Annotated in this window: 15 protein-coding genes; 9 read left to right on the top strand and 6 right to left on the bottom strand. The window is 40.2% G+C overall.

Annotated features, from left to right (window positions below):
* Positions 1-37: 37 nt before the first annotated feature.
* Both FZF08_RS08910 and FZF08_RS08905 read left to right on the top strand, forming a co-directional pair.
* Positions 38-1411, top strand: a complete 1374-nt coding sequence (locus FZF08_RS08910) for an OmpA family protein (protein WP_159468281.1) — start codon at positions 38-40, stop codon at positions 1409-1411.
* A 59-nt stretch (positions 1412-1470) separates the two neighbouring features.
* Positions 1471-2208 (top strand): hypothetical protein, encoded by a 738-nt coding sequence (locus tag FZF08_RS08905; RefSeq protein WP_159468280.1) that lies wholly within the window; start codon positions 1471-1473, stop codon positions 2206-2208.
* A gap of 12 nt (positions 2209-2220) precedes the next feature.
* Here FZF08_RS08905 and FZF08_RS08900 read toward each other — a convergent pair whose 3' ends face one another.
* Entirely contained in the window at positions 2221-2721 is a 501-nt protein-coding gene (locus tag FZF08_RS08900) for a DUF4494 domain-containing protein (RefSeq protein WP_159468279.1), read from the bottom strand.
* A gap of 201 nt (positions 2722-2922) precedes the next feature.
* Here FZF08_RS08900 and FZF08_RS08895 point away from each other — a divergent pair, with 201 nt between their 5' ends.
* The 7 genes from FZF08_RS08895 (at position 2923) to FZF08_RS08865 (ending at position 11557) form a co-directional block, all read left to right on the top strand.
* Positions 2923-3558, top strand: coding sequence for a hypothetical protein (locus FZF08_RS08895; protein WP_159468278.1), 636 nt, complete (start codon positions 2923-2925; stop codon positions 3556-3558).
* A gap of 228 nt (positions 3559-3786) precedes the next feature.
* A complete protein-coding gene (locus tag FZF08_RS08890; protein WP_229216468.1) occupies positions 3787-5490 on the top strand; it encodes a hypothetical protein in 1704 nt (567 codons plus the stop codon).
* Between the two features lie 50 nt (positions 5491-5540).
* Positions 5541-6305, top strand: a complete 765-nt coding sequence (locus FZF08_RS08885) for an exodeoxyribonuclease III (protein ID WP_159468276.1) — start codon at positions 5541-5543, stop codon at positions 6303-6305.
* An 80-nt stretch (positions 6306-6385) separates the two neighbouring features.
* The gene (locus FZF08_RS08880; RefSeq protein WP_159468275.1) at positions 6386-6970 is read left to right on the top strand and encodes a Uma2 family endonuclease; all 585 of its coding nucleotides are present in this window, start codon (positions 6386-6388) and stop codon (positions 6968-6970) included.
* 31 nt (positions 6971-7001) lie between these two features.
* Entirely contained in the window at positions 7002-7598 is a 597-nt protein-coding gene (locus tag FZF08_RS08875) for a pseudouridine synthase (RefSeq protein WP_159468274.1), read from the top strand.
* A 95-nt stretch (positions 7599-7693) separates the two neighbouring features.
* A complete protein-coding gene (gene mutS / locus FZF08_RS08870) occupies positions 7694-10315 on the top strand; it encodes a DNA mismatch repair protein MutS (RefSeq protein WP_159468273.1) in 2622 nt (873 codons plus the stop codon).
* Between the two features lie 51 nt (positions 10316-10366).
* On the top strand, positions 10367-11557 hold the full coding sequence (locus FZF08_RS08865) for a nucleoside permease (protein ID WP_159468272.1): 1191 nt from the start codon (positions 10367-10369) through the stop codon (positions 11555-11557).
* Between the two features lie 483 nt (positions 11558-12040).
* Here the strand turns inward: FZF08_RS08865 and FZF08_RS08860 are convergent, their stop codons facing one another.
* The 5 genes from FZF08_RS08860 to FZF08_RS08840 form a co-directional block, all read right to left on the bottom strand.
* Positions 12041-12556 carry an RNA-binding protein gene (locus FZF08_RS08860; RefSeq protein ID WP_159468271.1) on the bottom strand — a complete coding sequence of 172 codons (516 nt, stop codon included), beginning with the start codon at positions 12554-12556 and terminating at the stop codon, positions 12041-12043.
* Positions 12557-12601: 45 nt separating this feature from the next.
* Entirely contained in the window at positions 12602-13432 is an 831-nt protein-coding gene (locus tag FZF08_RS08855; protein ID WP_159468270.1) for an ATP/GTP-binding protein, read from the bottom strand.
* Positions 13433-13563: 131 nt separating this feature from the next.
* Complete coding sequence (locus FZF08_RS08850; protein ID WP_159468269.1) at positions 13564-17013, bottom strand: family 16 glycoside hydrolase; 3450 nt, start codon at positions 17011-17013, stop codon at positions 13564-13566.
* Positions 17014-17136: 123 nt separating this feature from the next.
* Positions 17137-18411 carry a Gfo/Idh/MocA family oxidoreductase gene (locus FZF08_RS08845; protein ID WP_159468268.1) on the bottom strand — a complete coding sequence of 425 codons (1275 nt, stop codon included), beginning with the start codon at positions 18409-18411 and terminating at the stop codon, positions 17137-17139.
* Between the two features lie 272 nt (positions 18412-18683).
* The gene (locus FZF08_RS08840; RefSeq protein ID WP_229216466.1) at positions 18684-19769 is read right to left on the bottom strand and encodes a M24B family metallopeptidase; all 1086 of its coding nucleotides are present in this window, start codon (positions 19767-19769) and stop codon (positions 18684-18686) included.
* Positions 19770-19816 lie beyond the last annotated feature (47 nt).

Genomic DNA, 19816 nt, shown 5'->3' with positions numbered 1-19816 from the left:
TAACAAGGTTTATTTGAAAAATTAAATTGTTCAGGTTATGTGCAAAAAACTCACTTTTCTATTTTTACTGATTTGTTTTACGTTGATCGCAAAAGCTCAAATTCGCATTACGGACCCAGGCAAGGTTGCCGAAAGGCAGGCAGAAAACCGGGCTAACCAGAAGGTCAACCAGTCAATTGACAAAGGTTTCGACAAAGTTGAAGAAGGGATTGGAAGCCTTTTTAAGAAAAAGGATAAGAAGGTTAAGCAGGAAACTTCTTCCGGGAAGACTGAAAAACAGGATAGCGCTCCAAACACAAACGAAAATAATACCACGGAATCACAAACCGTTGCGAGCGCTCCGGCCAGCACGGCAAAACCAACGCTTAAATCATACAGTAAATTTGACTTTATTCCCGGCGAGAAAGTGGTAGCTGTTGAAGATTTTTCGCAAGATGCTGTCGGTGATTTTCCTGCCAAATGGAATACGAATTCAGCTGGTGAAGTAGTTACGATTGATGGCACAGAGGGCAAATGGCTGATGCTTGGGCCGGAAGGGGTTTTCTATCCGGAATTTGTAACGAAACTACCGGAAAATTTTACATTGGAATTTAATCTGGCTACAACTTCTGATTTTAGTTTTTATTCTGGAGTAATCCGCACAATTTTTGCTGAGGTAGCAGATCCAGGCAAGAATTTTTCGATCTGGAATGGATACGACGGCTATAAAGAAAAAGGCTTGGAAGTTGGCTTGCATCCAAAAGATGCCGGAGGAAGCCAGGGTATAGCAACTTTCAATGTCTTTGGAGGGCCTGCTGAATCAATCATGAAAAATCAGAAAAGTATTCCTGCCTTTCACGTTCCGGATCATAATGTTGTAAAAGTTTCAATTTGGCGGCAAAAGTCGCGGCTTCGGCTGTATGTGGATGATTTTAAGGTTTGGGATTTACCAAAGGCCTTTAATCTGGCTACCAATTATAATTTTATTGCTTTTAGTAATCAGGGATATTCTATTGAAACTGACCGGTACTTTATATCCAATTTCAGACTGGCCGTTGGAGCTCCTGATACGCGAAACAAGCTGATTACAGAAGGGAAATTCTCGACAACCGGAATTCTTTTCGATGTCAACTCAGCTACGATCAAACCGGAATCTTATGGTGTTCTGAAAGATATTGCCAACGTTTTAACCGAAAATGCGACCGTAAAAGTGAAAGTGATCGGTCATACGGATTCGGATGGTGATGATGCCGGAAATCTTACCTTATCCAAAAAACGGTCTGAATCAGTTAAGGAAGCACTTGCAAAAGATTTTGGAATTGATAAATCCCGGTTGGAAACAGATGGTAAAGGCGAAAGTGTACCGGTTTCTCCCAATACTTCTGCCGAAGGAAAAGCGAATAACCGGCGGGTTGAATTTATTAAATTGTAAAAAGAACTATGGTTTTTCGATAGCCTCTTTTTAGCTTGCATGCATTAATAATTTATGTTATGCTTAGAAAAATATCCGTTTATTTAATTTTTTCCCTGCTGCTTTCGGCAGGTTTAGTAAAAGCACAGGCGCCAAAAACGAATGCTGCTGCACAAAGAGCAACGCAATGGAAACCTGAAAAAGGCCAGTATTATTTCAGTCATGCATTGACTTATTCGTTTGAAAATAAAGACAAGAAAACGAAGGGAGAAATTGTAATTTACGTAGATCCGGTTACCGGAACGATGTGTTTTAAACGTGAAAATAGTTTTGGAGATACAGGAAAAGCTTTCGATTTTATCCTCGCTTTTCAGGATGGAAAATATTTTTATTACGGAGCGGACGAATCCGGGAAGAAATTTAAAATGACCGAAAAGGTTGAAGAATTGAAACCTGATGCTGAAACCATTGCACAGCAAAAGGAAGATTTTAGTACCTATTGCATTCCAACCGGAAATGTCCGCAAGGATTTTGGAATGGAAAGTGCAGAATACGAACTGTCCTATCCAACTTCCGATGCAAAAGATAAATTGTGGCTGACCAAAACACCTTTCGGCATTAATCCTTTGTATGGTTTTGACCTGATCGACGGTGTCGCCAGTTTGCCGGTGTCTTTTGATTACACTTATATTTTCAATAACAAACAGCTTCTGACAGAATTGGATTCCAAAGGTCTGGTCCTGAAATTGAAAAGTTATGAGCCTAATCCTTTTTTGGCAATTACCCGTGGTTATGCGGAAGTAAAAGCCGAGAATTAGGCTCATTTTTATTTATTGTGCTGCTTCTCTTTCCGCCATTACTTCGGAAAGAGGGCGCATATTTGCCGGAATTTCCTCCACTTCTTCTTCCGCAGTGTAAGGGAAAACATCCAGGATCGGCGTCAAATTCATGTCCGTAGTTTCGTAAGGAATAAGCATGGTACGCAGGCTTTCTGTGATACGCTGCAAGGCCTGATCGATTCCGTCTGCATTGACAAGCATATAGTTCACTACTTTTTTCTCTTTCCCGCTTTTTTCATCAACCGAAAAGTAGATAACTTTTGCCTTAAACCATTTTTCACCTTCTTCGTAAGAAAACAAGTCGGCCAGGCGCATGCGTGTAATGCTGGTCACACTAAAATCACTCGCACCCGTTACGATTTGCTGATAAAGTCTGGCTTCGGATTCCGTGTATGAAACCGCGTCTACAAGATAAACTTCATTAATTGTCTTAAGACTTCCTGCCTCATCTTCTTTTTGGTAACGTATTTTTCCTAAATACCAGCTTGCCATTGTAGTCTGTTTTTGATTAAAGTGGATACAAAAGTTTGCAAAGGTATGGTTTGCAAATAAGGCTTGCAACTGGATTTTTCCCGGTAAAATCGTTTGATAAGTTTTTAATCTAAAAAAGTGATAACAAAAGAATAATCCATTCCAAGTATGGGCGTTGTAGTAGCTACTGTTTATCTTGCGGAAAAATTATTAAAACACACAATGAAAAAACAAATTTGGTTTGTCGCGGTTTTAGCGACTGTTGGGTTATACATGACGGGTTGTGGCGTGAGCCGTCAGGTTCAGGAGGCAAAGGCTTTTGGTGATTGTAAGTATAAAATTGGATCTGCGGATAGTATTTATCTGGCAGGGATTGATATTAATGAGTTCAGGAATATCAAAAGTATGAGTGATCTGAACCTTGCCAGATTTCCAAAACTGGGGCTTGCATTTCTACGCAAAGATGTTCCTTTGGATCTTCGTGTTAATTTTGATATCAAGAATCCTACTCGTAAAAAAGCTGCTGTGAATCAGTTGGAATACAAAGTTTTACTTACCAATACCGAAATTTTTAACGGATTTTTAAATCAGAAAATTGAAGTATATCCGGGAAGCGGGAGCACCAGGGTACCGGTTAAACTGAGCGCGAATGTTTACAGTTTGCTGATGAATGACCAGACAAGAGATGATTTCATTAATATGGTTATGACGTTAACGGGAAAGTCTGATTCCAAGCCGGCAAAATTTACTGTGAAGGTAAAACCTACTTTGGATTTGGGTGGTAAATCCATTAATTATCCTGGCTATATTACTTTTGATCAGGAAATTACAAGTGATATGATCCTTAAAACGAGATAATTAAATTATAATATTATTTTGATACAACACACAGCAATGACTGGTGGGATGATTTATTGTCATCTTACCAGTCATTGAAAAATCATTTTAACACGAACAAAATTGGATAATTCTTTTCTACAAAACCCTCGGTTATTTGAATATTTTGTACTTGTACTAGTATTAACCCTACTTTTTGGACTTACATTTCTTTCTAAAAGTCTTCAAAAATTCCGGAACGTTCTGGGATTGGGTTTAATAATTTTACCAGTCGTTTACTTCTATATTATAATAAGTGCTCACGTCATAAATATTCCCTATGAAGATGATTACAATCTTCTGGAAACAATTTATAGTCTGAAAAAGAGTTCGGGTTTTATTGATACAGCAAAAATACTTTTTGAGCAGGTTAACCAGCACAGGTTTGCTTTTGAGAGGATTGTGATGCTCATTATGTTATTTTTCACGGGAACTGTTGATATAAAATTGCAGATCATGCTGGGCAATCTTTTTATGCTTGGCATTCTTTATCTTTTCTTCCTGGCGTTTAAAAAGGAGAAAGTTTCATGGCATTATTTTATCCCGGTACCCTACATTCTTTTCAATTTGGTTTATTTTGAAAACGCAATTTGGGGCATTGCAGCTATACAAAATACTCCGTTGCTGTTTTTTGCCTTACTGACAGTTTATTTTATTGGTAAACCAGATAAAAGGAGCTGGATTTTTGCTGTATTAGCAGCAATTGTTACCATGTTCATTAGTGGGAGCGGGATGCTTACCTGGATAATCGGAAGTGTTATTTTACTTTTTCAAAAAAGATACAAATTGCTGGCTCAGTGGATAGGAATTGCCGTAGTGCTAATTTTATTCTACTTTCTTTTCGATTACCAATTTGTATCTACCGGGCAAGGTAAAGTTTGGGAGCATCCTATTTTCAATCTGATCTTTATATTCGGTTTCTGGGGGAATGCATTATATATGGATATTCCTCATCCGCTTACACCGGTATTCTACAAGGATATGGTGTTATGTGTTTTTTTAGGAATGGGTATTTTAGCGGTCTTTTTGGGCTGGCTGGTCCGGATATTTGTGAATAAAAATATACCATGGACCAACTGGTTTTTATTTGGTGCATTTATGTTCCTGATGGGAACCGGAGCCATGTTTATTGTGAGCAGACCGGCGGCTAACTTTTTAATGTACGGGGGCAATATTTTTTCCAGACGCTACATGATTTTTGGCGTTGTGCTTTTGGCCATTGCTTATGTTGGTTTAATACTGATTATCAAAAATTATAAAAATATCAGTTTATCTGTATTTGGTTTGAGCCTGACTGCTTGTCTGGCGTTGAATTTTGTAAGTTATTTTTATTCAATAAGAAGTATTAGAGAACAGCGTGAGAAATTATCGCTGGACGCTTATTATTGGAAAAATTACAATACGCTTTTGTCCGTCGGATTCAATTATGGAGATAAACCTTTCTGGAATCACCCGACCAAGATGAAAATTCTTATTGAAAATCTGGAAAAAGAAGGATTGCTTCATCTTTACGAATCTGATAAATTACCACCCGCCACCCGTCTCATTTCAGAAACTAAAAAAGGAGATGAACATGCTCCTAAGCTAGATATCAAGATTGGTTTACGCAACAATGATGATAACGTTCCGATCAGATATATCAAATTTGAAACCAAAAGGGGGACGCATCCACAACCGGCTTATTTTGTTTTAGTTTCTGATCAGCACACCAATCTGCTTCCTGCAATTCCAGTTCCGAACTCATTATCAGACTTTTTGAAGAAAAGAACTTATTATGACGATAAGTATTCCTATTCGTTTTATAAGAGAAAAGTACCAAAGGGAAAGTTTGATATCTGGTTATTATCAGGTGGCGACCGGGTTACGGGTAAATGGGAATCGCGTTATACAAGAGAGAAAATATTTATATTTTAGTAAATCATTGGCAGCTATCAAAGTTTGACATCGTACTAAGTTTACTTTCTATGCAAATTCTTACTTACAATCTCAACGGAATCCGGGCAGCTTTGAAGAACGGCTTGCTGGAATGGTTAAAGGATAAACCTTTTGATGTACTTTGTTTTCAGGAGGTAAAGGCGACGCCCGATGTAGTGGATCTGTCAGGATTTACAGCATTGGGATATGAACTGATTGGCTGGCATGCGGCTGAGAAAAAGGGATATAGCGGTGTGGCGATATTTTCAAAAATAAAACCTGACTTTATTTCTCACGGATTCAATTTGCCTGTTTATGATAGTGAAGGAAGACTTCTGCGCGCAGATTTTGGAAATATCACATTGTTAAATTGCTATTTTCCCTCGGGCACTAGCGGAGAAATCCGGCAAAGTGTCAAGATGAATTTCCTCGAAGACTTTAATAACTGGGTGGATATGTTGCGCGTGGCAAGGCCTAATTTAATTATCTGCGGAGATTACAACATTGCGCATACCGAAATGGATATTCACAATCCGAAGGGAAATAAAAAGTCGTCCGGATTTTTGCCGGAAGAGCGGGATTGGATGACGAAATGGTTTGGGAGTGGCTATACGGATGCTTTCAGACATATGAATCCGGATTTGCAGGAATATTCCTGGTGGACCTATCGTTCCGGAGCAAGAGCTAATAACAAAGGTTGGCGTATTGATTATATATCCGTAGCTGATACGATTAAGGATCGAATTGTTGGAAGCAGACAATATAATGATGCCGTGCATTCGGATCATTGCCCGGTTTGGCTGGAAATTGAATAGATAATTATGGTTATTGGTAGGTATTCCAGTATCAATAATATTTTGTATTTTTGATAAAGCCAGAATGTAAAACCTAAGTTATGAACATCCCCACGCCTGTAACTTTGAAAATGGGAGAATTGATGAGTGAAGAAGATTTCTATCAATTTTGCCAAATGAATGACACACTAGAGTTCGAAAGGGACTCATATGGAAATATTATACTTATGTCGCCAACTGGTTCTTTTACCGGAAGTCTTAATTTCCGCGTTTTAGGTAATTTATTTGTTTGGAATGAAAAATGGGGTTTAGGAGAGGCATTTGATTCGGCAACTGGATTTACTTTACCAAATGGCGCGATCCGTTCTCCTGATGCTTCCTGGATTAAGAATGAAAAATGGAATCTCTTAACGGATGAGCAAAAGGAAAAGTTTGCTCCAATCTGTCCGGATTTTATTGTTGAAATTCGTTCTAAATCGGACGAACTCAAATACCTTCTTGAAAAAATGGAGGAATATATTGAAAATGGAACTCAGCTAGCTTGGCTAATTGACCGTTTTGACAGTAAAGTCTACATTTATAAGAGTGATAAATCTATTACAAAGATTGATTCCTTAAACGTGAAGCTTTCCGGTGACTTGGTACTTCCGGAATTTGTTCTTGATTTGGAATCACTTATCAAATAAGCTATAAAACGCTTTCATAATTCTTTTAATCTTGTTCAGTTACTTTCTCATTTACAAGCCTTTCGGAATGCTTTCGCAATTTACGCGCGAGGGCGACCATGCTACATTGGCTGATCTTGATTTTAATTTTGCAAAGGATATTTATCCTGTTGGCAGGCTGGATGCGGATAGCGAAGGATTGCTTTTACTGACCAACGACAATTATATAAAAACAAAATTACTGGAACCGAGAAACAGGCATAATCGAACGTATTATGTTCAGGTTGAAGGCGAAATAACCAGCGAAGCCTGCCAGCAAATGGCGGATGGCGTAGCGATTTCCATCAACGGAAAATCTTATCTGACCTTGCCTGCGTCAGCTTCTCCACTGGAAGAACCTTTGCTCCCGGAAAGAAATCCGCCAATCCGTTTCCGAAAAAATATCCCGACTTCCTGGGTTTCTATTACACTCCATGAAGGTAAAAATCGTCAGGTTCGACGGATGACGGCTGCTGTTGGTTTTCCAACTTTACGATTGGTGCGGTGGGCTATTGGGAAAATTACTCTTGCCGATTTTGGTACGGACGGAGCTAAACCGGGGGACGTATGGGAAGTTACCGGTGAGGAAGTTCGGAAGCTCTCGCTTTGACCCTCAAACTTACTTGATAAAACAACTATTTGGACTTGCCAAACCGGATAGAAGGGTTAATTTTGTAGTTATCCTGTTTTCAAAATTGATATTAGTTGGCAAAGGAACAAAAAGAAACTCCGCTTAATAAACAGTATAATCAGATTAAAGCCAAGTACCCTGGTGCATTGCTTCTTTTCCGGGTTGGCGATTTTTATGAAACTTTTGGAGAAGATGCGATACGTGCTTCCAAGATACTTGGGATCGTACTTACGCGTCGTAATAATGGCGGTGCGCATGAAGAACTTGCAGGATTTCCTCACCATTCCTTAGATAATTACCTTCCAAAACTGGTTCGTGCCGGTGAGCGCGTTGCTATTTGTGATCAGCTTGAAGATCCGTCAACGGCGAAGGGAATTGTAAAACGCGGTGTTACGGAATTAGTTACGCCTGGTGTATCTATGAACGATAATGTGCTGGATACACGAAGGAATAATTATCTGGCGGCGGTACATATTGGTGGTGAAGATCTGTACGGAATTTCATTCCTGGATATTTCCACAGGAGAATTTATGACCTCGCAAGGCAATGCGGCCTATGTTGATAAAATGCTTCAGGGATTTACACCTTCGGAAGTGCTTTTTTGTAAAAAACATAAACAGGAATTCAATCAGCTTTTTGGCGGCAAGTTCCATACATTTCAGCTGGAAGACTGGTGTTTCGGATATGATTATGGTTATGAGCAGCTTACCACGCATTTCAGTACCACAACGCTAAAAGGTTTTGGTATTGAAAATCTGCCAATGGGCATTATCGCTGCCGGAGTAATTCTACATTATTTACGAGAAACGGAGCACCGGGAAGTAAGTCATATCAGCAGAGTAACACGGCTGGAAGAAGAGAAATATGTATGGCTTGACCGGTTTACGGTCAGAAATTTGGAACTTGTTTTTCCACAGCAGGAAGGCGGTGTACCGCTAATTCAGATTCTGGATCAAACGGTAACTCCGATGGGCGCGCGGTTGCTAAGAAGATGGGTCGTTTTGCCTTTAAAGGAAAAATCGCCGATTGAAGAACGTCTGAATACGGTTGAATTTTTTCTTGCGAATGATGAATTACACGAATCCATTACGCAATATTTAAAACATATCGGTGATCTTGAACGCCTGATTTCAAAAGTTGCTGTTCGCCGGATAAGTCCGCGGGAGATGGTTCAGCTGAAAAAATCGTTGAAACAAATTGGCCCGATCAAAGAAATTTTAGGCAAAATAGCCTCAACCCATACCAGTTATGCGGTTTTGAATAAATATGCAGATCAGCTTAATCTTTGTACTTTTTTGATTGATAAAATTGAAACAGAACTAAGAGAAGATGCACCGTTGCTGATCAATCAGGGCGGGATGATCAAAAGCGGAATTGATGCAGAACTGGACGAATTGCATGCAATTTCCCGTGAAGGAAAAGGATTTCTCCTAAAACTTCAAAATGAAGAAATGGAGCGGACAGGAATTCCGTCACTGAAAATTGCCTATAACCGGGTTTTCGGATACTATCTTGAAGTTACCAATTCACATAAAAATAAAGTCCCGGCAGAGTGGATTCGTAAACAAACGCTTGTGAACTGCGAACGTTACATAACACCGGAACTTAAAGAATACGAAGAAAAAATACTGAATGCCGAGGATAAAATCTCGGCGATTGAATTCCGTATTTTCTCAGCTTTGATATTGACGGCGGCTGAATATGTGGGTACTATTCAGCAAAATGCGACGATCATTTCGACACTGGATGCGCTGGGTTCTTTCGCAACCATAGCCAGGAAAAATAATTATGTTAAACCTGTTATTGATGAAGACAGGATTCTGGATATCAAAGATGGTCGGCATGCTGTAATTGAGCAGCAACTGCCGTTAGGAGAAAGTTACGTTCCTAATGATCTTTATCTGGATAATGAAACGCAGCAGATTATCATTATCACCGGCCCAAACATGGCGGGTAAATCCGCTTTGTTACGCCAAACTGCACTGATCGTTTTAATGGCCCAAATGGGAAGTTATGTTCCCGCAAAAGCGGCTACGATCGGGATTGTTGACAAGATATTTACCAGGGTGGGAGCCAGCGATAATTTGAGCCGGGGCGAAAGTACGTTTATGGTCGAAATGACGGAAACAGCAAGTATTCTTAATAATCTAAGTGATCGCAGTCTGATTTTAATGGATGAAATCGGCCGTGGAACGAGTACCTATGACGGGGTTTCCATAGCCTGGGCTATCGCGGAATATTTGCACAATCAGCCTTTGGTAAAACCAAAAACGTTGTTTGCTACGCATTATCATGAATTAAATCAGCTGTCTGATGATTTTCCACGCATCAAAAACTTCAATGTAGCCGTAAAGGAAGTAGACAACAAAGTAATATTTTTAAGAAAGCTGAAACCAGGCGGAAGTGCGCATAGTTTTGGTATCCATGTGGCGCAAATTGCTGGTATGCCGCAACCAATTGTTTTGCGCGCCAGTGAGATTATGCATCATCTGGAAAAAGATCATGTTGCGGATAAACACCAGAAAAAGATTAAGGAAATGCCGAAAAATAACTTTCAGCTTAGCATTTTCGAACCTACGGATCCGAGACTTGAAAAGTTAAAAGAAGACCTTGCGTTAATTGATGTAAACACATTATCACCAATTGAGGCACTTTTAAAACTGAATGAATTTCAGAAAATGTTACAAAAAAAATAATTTGACCACAGTGAAAACTGCATTTTAAGTTAATAACTCCTAATCTTTTTTATGAAAAATTTGACCCGTTATCAATTAATGGCCATGATGTTTCTCCTATATTTTATTTGGGGATCTTGGTACGGCCAGATGAGTAAATACATGTTTAATTCTTTGCATGCAACCGGTGTTCAGGTGGGCGGTGCTTATGCGGCTTTTTCTATCGCAATGATTATTGCACCGTTTTTTGTGGGGATGATTGCTGACAGGTATTTTGCGGCGCAGAAGGTGTTGGGTGTACTGAGTCTGGCGGGTGCAGCTCTTTTGTATTTGATAACAGGAATTACCGATGCTGACACATTTTTCTGGGTGATTTTGGCATATTGTATCACGTTTGCCCCGACCATGGCTTTGACAACTTCCATCGCGATGCAGCATGTAAAAGATACTGAAAAAGACTTTCCAACGATTCGTGTGATGGGAACTGTGGCCTGGATTGTGGTTTCGAATATTATCGGTTATTACGGTTTTGGTGACAGTGTGATGATTTTCAAAATTTCTATGGTTGCTGCTGCAATTTTGGGTGTATATTCTTTTTTCCTTCCAAATACGCCGCCTAAGCCAAATACAAGTACTACTTTTTCTGACATTTTAGGTTTGGATGCGTTCAAGCTTTTTAAAGATCGCTCTTTCGCTATTTTCTTTATTTCGTCTTTGCTGATCTGTATTCCTTTGTCATTTTATTACGCCATGGCCAATCCGTCTCTGACAGATTCGGGAATGACCAATGTGGAAAATAAGATGTCGCTTGGACAGGCTTCGGAGGTGATTTTTATGCTTTTGATTCCTTTTGCTTTCCGCAAATTTGGTGTGAAATGGATACTGATCGTGGGATTAATTGCCTGGATTGTTCGTTTTATAGGCTTTGGTTACGGCGATGCAAGCAGCGAATGGTTGCTTTATATGGCAATTGTTTTGCATGGTGTTTGTTATGATTTCTTCTTCGTTACAGGTCAGATTTACACGGATAGCAAGGCAGGGGAGAAATACAGATCTTCGGCTCAAGGTTTAATTACTATCGCTACTTACGGTATCGGAATGGGAATTGGATCCTGGATTGCAGGTATTGTAGCTGACAAATATACGGTGAATGGCATTAAAGACTGGACGAGTATCTGGATGGTTCCGGCTGCTATTGCTGCTTTGGTTCTGGTTTTATTTGTATTGTTCTTTAAGGATAATAAGGTTAAGGCTGAGAGTTAATTTCTTTTAAGATTTCACGCAGAGCCAAAAAGTTTTAAAAAGGAAAGGTCGCAAAGTTTGATTTGCGGCCTTTCCTTTTTATTTTAGATATAGCTATTTTTTTGTAAAGGTAAATTTTAGATTAATTAAGTCTTGAATTGTCAATAATCCCGATGGTGGAGCCATCTCCTGTTTATAGAAAAATAGTGAATTCCAATTCTCCCGACTCCTTCGGAGTCTCCTGATTTATGCCAGATAAGAATTTGATTGAAATGCGAGGAGGCTCCGAAGGAGCCTGGAAGATTGTCGATGATTCAAATTTCTATAAACAGGAGGCTCTGATGGAGCCGGCGCGATTTGCCCCCTTGTTTTTATGATATGGAATGTTTTTGAGCGTATTGTTTTGTAGAATTTATAAATTAGAAAAGGTCATCAGGTTCGAAAACCTGATGACCTTTTGCACTAATTATATTTCATCTATTGAGCTCCACGCTCAACCATTTCTCACCAATCGTCTCTGTCTCTGGAATCACCTCTTTTGGATCCGCCGCCTTTTTTGTAATCTCCGCCATCTCTTCCGCTGCGGCCGTAATCAGATTTTGGTTTTCCGCCATATCCGCTTCCGCCTCCGCTGTAACCTCCACCGCCACCGGCAGGTTTGTTTCTTCCGAAATTAGCACTTCTGTCACTTCCTCCCGTATTATTGCTGCCACCACTTCCTCCTGAATTGCTGCTACTGCTGCTTCTATCCGTTCTTGGCTGGTCTCCGGGTGTTCTTTCTTTTTTCTGCGATTCGTTTACTACCAACGGTCTGCCGTACATTTCAATCCCGTTCAACTCACTTATGGCTAGTTTAGCCTGCTCTTCATCAGGCATTTCTACAAACCCAAACCCCTTGCTTTGACGTGTAATTTTGTCAATAATAATTTTTGCGGAGCTTACCTCACCAAATTTTTCGAAAGCTTCACGCAACTCGCTTTCTTTTAACTTAAAAGAAAGACTCCCAACAAAAATGTCCATAGAAATGCCTGTTTTTTAAAATTCTGTTTTGTTATGATAAATATATTATTTTAACTGATAAGCTACTACACTATTTTTCAAAAATGTTGGAACATATACAATCTTTTTCTTGGCGTCGTACCCAATATCAGCTGTATTGCTACCCGCTGCCTTTGTATCCAGCATCAATTCTTTAGATCCGTCCGACTTTACGTAATAGATAACCCCAGCCCAGCAAGACACAATATATTCTCCGGGTTTTACTTCCACAATGCCATCCGTACTTTTATCCATACCCTCCGCTATGGTCGTTGGTTTCTTACTTGTGTCCAGTTTTATCAGTGATCCGCTGTCAAGTATGAGTAAATCATTACCTATGGCCAATAGTCCATTTGGACGTGTTAATGTTTCATAATAGGTCGACACTTTCCCATTTTTCAGAAGATGAACTTTATGTGTGTCCGAATCAGATACATAAATATTTCCTTTTGAGTCAATGGTCAGGTCATTCAGGAATTTGGAATCTTCAACCGGGTATTTCTGTAATATCTTTCCTGATTTAAAATCAATTTCAACGATATCGGTGACATCGGCAACATAAAATTTAGACCCTAATTTTCCCATTCCTTTGGGCGCATTCAGGCCAGTAACCCAGTTTAAATCAATAATTTTACCATCCAGCCCAACTTTTCCAATACCACCTTTTCCATCTTTTTCTCCCGACTTTCCGTCAATTTGTGCTACATACAAAATTTTATCTCCTTCGCTGTAAAACACAGATTCTGGCACAGGAATTGTTCCTTCCGTGGCCCAGATTTCTGTCAAGGTATTTTGTGCCTGAACAGATAAAAGAGGAGCTATGAATAAGGCGGTAAATAATAGATGTTTGATTTTCATCGGGCTAAGGTTTGTTAGAAATTTAGGTTGGAATGTTTAGAAAGCATTATTATATCAAAGCTAAATAAAAAAAGACAAAAAAAGTCCGGTCGGAAGTGACCGGACTTTTTAAATTTTTTACAAAAATATTTTCACTTCTTTTTCTTAGCTTTTTTCTTTCCTGTTGCAACAGGCTCTTCCATTACTTTGGATAAATCCTTGATGCGGATATTTCTAAATTTTAGGGGAGCGCCGTGTCCAAGAAAACCAAGATGGCCTGTTGTGTTTTTAAGTCCCGGATGATCTCTGTGATCAGGAGTTCCGTCTTTACTGGATTCTGCAAGATCGCCTTCTGTGATCACGGTACCATTCAGCGTTACTTTGATTTTTGAGCCTTTAAGATAGACCTCTTCGTAGTTCCATTCGCCCAGTGGTTTCAGATATCCGCGTTTTGCAGGAATAATTCCATAGGCAGAACCGTGATACTGATATTCTTTCAAATTTTTATAAATGTCGGCATCATTATCAAGGATTTGTATTTCTGTTCCAACATAAGCGGCGTCACCTTCCATAGGCGTACGAACTCCCAGACCATTATTTGCGCCTGGCGTTAATTGGAATTCAAAACGGAAAACAAAGTCGCTGTATTCGTCTTTTGAATATAGATTTCCTTTTCCGCCACCATTTGGATTGCAAACCATATCACCATTTTCACTGGTGTAGTCGATTGTATTTCCAACCCATTCGTGCATGTTTGTTCCGTCGAAAAGAACTTTATAACCTTCTTTTTTCTCTTCGTCAGAAAGCATGAAAGGTTCCGGACGAGCGATTTCACGAACATAAATATCACGATAGTAAACGATGTTTCCATGAGCCTGCAATTCAAGCTGCTCTTTTACAAAAATCGGTAGTTTACGATCCCAATAGTTTTCAAGAATAACATTATCAACCACTTTCTCTCCGTTCAGTTCAACTGTAACACGGTCGCCGATCATTGTAATGTGGAAATTATTCCAGTCGCCAATGGCGTTATCAGCAAGTTTAGTAGGGTTTTTGGGATTTTTTGCATTGTTGTACAATCCTCCTGAACCTACCTGAGCACCAACATCTACGCGGGAAGTATCCCAGATCTGCACCTGAGGCGTACCGCGAAGATAAATCCCTGCATCACCTTTTGATTCAATTTTCCAATCAACATACATTTCAAAATCTCCGTATTGTTTAATCGTACAAAGGTTGTCACCATGACCGGAGAAAACCAGATCTCCGTCTTTTGCAGCCCAACCGGTTTTCATAATTTCGTCCGCTTTTTTCTGTTTAAGTGCCAGAGTATCGGCGCTCATTTTGCCACGTGCAATCGGGTTTTCTACTAAACCTTTCCAGCCTGTAAGATCTTTTCCGTTAAATAAAGAGACAAAACCATCACCAGCCGGTATTTCAGCTAAATATTTACGGATAGATTCCTTTTGATATTCGCTATCCTGACCTGTCAAAACCGAAGACGTTTTTGACATCAATTCACGAACTTCCGCACCGCTGAAATTCTTGTTAGCCAAACCGATATTCATCACAGCCTGAGCCGCAGCCTGCTGAACAGCGCCAGAATTGTCAAGATATTTTCCTGCCAAAAGCATGGCGTTGAATGTCTTGTATCTTTGCAATTCTTTCAATATCAATTCTTTTTGCGCATCCGTTTTTGCAATGTCAATGGCATTATGAAGCATCAAAACTTTGTTAACAGGTGTTTTCGGAGACTTTGTGATTCCTGAAACATAACCAGTCAACGCAAGATTGAAATCTTCTGCATCCGTTGATTTTTTTGCAATAGCCAAAAGTTCATTCGCTGCACTGGCGTCGGTCCAGTTTGAAAGCGCTGAAATCGCTGCTTTTTTCGAAACTGCGTCTCCATTGGTGTAAGAAGAAACAACCGAAGTCAACGCTTTATTTCCACCGATACTGGCTAAAACTGCTAAATAACGAGATTGTTTATCAGCAGGAGAAGCAGTGATTTGTTTCAAAATAAGATCACTTTGCGCCGAAGCGTTGCCTGATCCTTTCACACCTGTGATGATCGCATTTTGAACGGCAGTGATCTCGTCCGCATTACTTACGGAATTTAAAAGTGTAAATAATTGAGGAAGATCAGTTGAAGTTGCCAGCGATTTTAAGGCATTAAAAGCCGTCGTTTTTACTTCCGGATTTGTACTTGTAAGCTGAGCGGACACAATACTCATTTTGGAACTGGCAGCTCTCGCAGCCAATACGTCAATGACCGCTGGCTGTGCAGTAGCAGGCAAAGTTGGTAAAGCCGCAGCAAGCTGATCCACAACCGAATTTCCTTTTAAAGTCAAAAGCGTATTTTTTACGGCTTTAATTTCATCCGCATTCCCTTTTTTCAAAATTGGAAGTAAGGCAGGAAGACTGCTTTCTCCTCCGATTTTACCGGCTGCCCAGATAGCCGCCGTTTTCACTTTGGCATCTTTTGAAGTAAGAGATTTGGTAATAGTTGGTAATGCATCTTTTGATTCAGCGCGGCCCAGCATATAAATGATTTCAGCCTGAACTTCCGGTTTTGCCTTTTTCAAAGCATTTAACCAGGGCGTTGTTCCATCGGCCATTGTATATTTTTGTCCCAATTTCAATGCTGCTGCGCGGTATTCAGGATCAGTACTATCCAGCGCTTTCACCAAAACGGGAACACTTTCACGTTTTTTGCTATCCGCATATATCTTCAAAGCAGATGAACGCGTATCGGTTTGTTTTGCATCAACCAAAGAAGAAGTAAGCATCAAAGCTGCTTTTTCGGCAGTCGGAGCATTTCCTGTTAATGACAAACGTGACAAATAATTCAGGTAAGCAGCAGTCGAATTTGCTTCATCATAAAGATAATTTGCTTTCGTTGCAGCAGCAGCCAGAATCGATTCCGAAGAAGGTGAAGCGATTTCTGAAAGAGCGAACAAACTCACTTTACGTAAATTCAAATCTTCGCTGGTAGCGGTTTTTTCAATGGTGCCGGCAGCTTCTTTGAAACGGCTCATGCCCAATGCTTCTGTAATGGAAATCTGAGGTTTGCCTTTTGCGGAAGCCAAAGCTTGTAAAAGCGCTTTTCCGGCACTTTCTGTTCCGATTCTTGCCAAAGTTCTCGCAGCCGGTCCTGATAAATATTCATCTGAAAGGTAAGTAGCTACGGTTGGGACTGCCTCATCTTTACCAATTGTTTGTAACTGATAAATTAAAAACTGCTTGCTTTCCGGCGATTGTGCCATTGGCAAAGCTTCAACATAAGCTTCGGCGGCATTTTTGCGCCATGCTTCTTTTCCAGCCTGAGATGAGTAATAAGTAAAGCCACCCAGCGCATACTGAGCTTTGGCATCGTTTCCTTTGCCTGGTGCTACCAGCATCGATGCGATTTGAACCAATCCCGGCTTTCCAAGATCGGCCAGTTCGTCCATGCTTTTCTTTAATTGAGCGGCATTGTCAGCCGGAAGTTGCGCGAGTAAATCGGCAACCCGCGTCGATAGTGTTCTGTTTTTATCCAATTGAGCTATTGCACCCGTATGAAGCATACAGCAGGCAAGCAGCGCATATATAATTTTTTTCATGATCTGTTTTAAATGAATGAAACGTTTTTTGCATTTCTCTTTTTCACAATTTGAATAAAGATCAATACAGAAATTACTGTGTAAGCACGGGTTTGGGCTATTTCCAATTCCGCAACGAAAAGTTTACATAGTCCATGGGCCACGCATTGGCTGGTCAATAAGACGGTTTGCACCTTCGTCGTCTATAAATTCCTGTTTAACAGGATCATATTTTAACGAACGGCCCAGACGCAAAGCGATCAGCCCCATGTTCACAATGGTACAGGAACGATGTCCGTTTTCTTCATTTAAAGCAAATTTCTGACGACTTTTTACCGCGTCAACGAAATTCGTAACCTGTGGTTCCGGATCCGGGAATGCGGCCAGTTTCTTTTCAAGATCCTGAATGTCCGATTTGAAATTTGGGTAAAGTTTTCCTTTGGGTCCTTCAATATAAGCCACATTTTCATCCTTGCCTTCTCCATCCAGAACAATCTGGCAGCCATCAGCATAGGTATACGTAATCCGTCTCCAGGTACCAACCGCTTCCGTGTGCTGTTGCGGAGCATCCACTTCCACACTCACCGGACTGGTATCATCTTTTCCCAGGAAATATTGAATCGGATCAATATAATGTTGTCCCATATCACCTAATCCGCCGCCATCATAATCCCAGTATCCACGGAAAGTCTGATGCACACGGTGTTCGCTATATGGTTTGTACGGAGCCGGGCCGAGCCACATGTCATAATCCAGTTCTGCCGGTACGGGCATTGGCTGGTTATCTGTTTTTCCTACCCAGTAAAACTTCCAGTCAAACCCGGTATGTTTGCTCACTGTAACTTTCAAAGGCCATCCAAGCAATCCACTCTGAACCAATTTCTTGATCGGTTTCACGGTCGTTTTCATACCATAAAAATTATCTTCGAAACGGAACCAGGTATTCAGACGGAAAATTCTTCCATGCTGCTGAACTGCTTCAACCAAACGTTTTCCTTCTCCGATCGTCCGTGTCATCGGTTTTTCACACCATACATCTTTTCCTGCACGCGCAGCATCCGCGGCAATGATCCCATGCCAGTGCGGAGGCGTTGCCACGTGAACGATATCTACTTCGGGCAATTGAATTAATTCGCGATAATCAGAAAAAGTCTTAACACCTTTATCCACAAGTGCTACCGCTTTTTGAAGGTGCGTTTTATCAACATCACAAAGAGCGACAACTTTGGTTCCAGCATAGGGAATGTGGCCGCGGCCCATAGAACCTACGCCGACAATTGCTTTGGTAAGCTGGTCACTTGGTGCAATAAAACCTTTACCCAGTACGTGACGGGGTACAATGGAAAATGTGGCGAGCGTCGCCAGCGAACCTTTGATAAAGTTACGCCTGGACGAAGAAGTGCCTTTCTTTTCTTTCATTAGTTAAGGGATAATTTAGGAATTGAAAACTTTGGGATCGTAAATAATATTATTAAATACTTGTGAAATTATGACATTATTTATAATGGAACAATTGGAGTTGTCTTATTCGAAGTTTTATTTCACATTAACTTCTTATGCCACAATTATTTGGTGTATTTAATTATCTGCAACTTTTCAAATGGGTGTTTGTTTCAGATACGGAATAAAATAAAAGCTGCAATCCGGTTTATGGATTGCAGCTTTTATTTTATAATCCAAAAATGTCAAATCTATTTTTTCAAATCAGCAGACAAATTATCCACAAAACTTTTTTGTGCCGCTACTTTTTCTACATCTTCCGTTTTTCTTGGCGCGGAGGATGAAAGGATTTCCAATTTATCTTTTTTGATTAAAACGTCGTCTTCAACCCTTACCGCAATTCCCCACCATTTTTTATCGCATTTGCTGCCTTCCGGAATGTAAATTCCCGGCTCAACGGTAACGATCATGTTTTCAAGCAGTTTGTCATAAATTCCTTTGTCATGCACATCAAGCCCGAGGAAATGTGAGCATCCGTGAGGAAAATAAGTCCGGCTTTCGGATTCATCTTTAAGAATACCAAGTTTCACTAAACCTTTTGCAACAACATCACGCGCTGCTTTTTCAATTTCCTCGAACGATGTCCCTTCTTTACAAATTTTGAAAACGGCTTCCTGTGCGTCTATTACAATATCATATATCTGTTTTTGCTCTGGGGTGAATTTTCCGTTAGACGGGAAAGTTCTGGTTATATCGGCAGAATATCCGTGGTATTCAGCGCCGATATCCATTAGTATCATTTTGTTGTTTCCAATACTGGTTGCGTTGTTTTCAATATAATGCAGTACACAGCCATTGGCACCAGCTCCTGCGATGGAAGGATATCCAACATATTCAGCACCGAGTTTTTTATGGATAAATTCCTGAACACCTTGCAATTCAAGTTCTGACATATCGGGCTTTATAGCCTTCATCGCTTCACGATGCGCCAATGCGGAAATTTCAATGGTTTTTCGCATCAAAACCAACTCTTCGGCAGTTTTTATTTGCCTTAGTTGTTTCGTATAAAGACTGTAAAGAGCAGGATTGTATTTCATCGCATCCATTTCTGCCAGCAGCTTCGTCACTTCTGCGGAGTCTTTTACCTGAATGATTTTTGTAACAAGCGAATTCTTTTTATAACGTTCGCTTTTTTCAGCCATAGCCTTATAATAGGAGGTAAGTCTTGGAATAGAAGCTAGCAATTTAGGATATTGACGGAGTGACATTAAATCGCCAAGTACTTCATCATCAAAATCTTCCGATATTGCCGATTTATTTTTAAAGATTTTTACCAAATCATAAATGTCATCCGGCTCGTTAATTCTGTCAGAAATATCCAGTG

Source organism: Dyadobacter sp. 3J3, from assembly GCF_009801115.1.
Lineage (GTDB): Bacteria > Bacteroidota > Bacteroidia > Cytophagales > Spirosomataceae > Dyadobacter.
The sequence above is the reverse complement of the archived record's forward strand: the minus strand, read 5'-3'. Positions and strand labels throughout refer to the sequence as shown.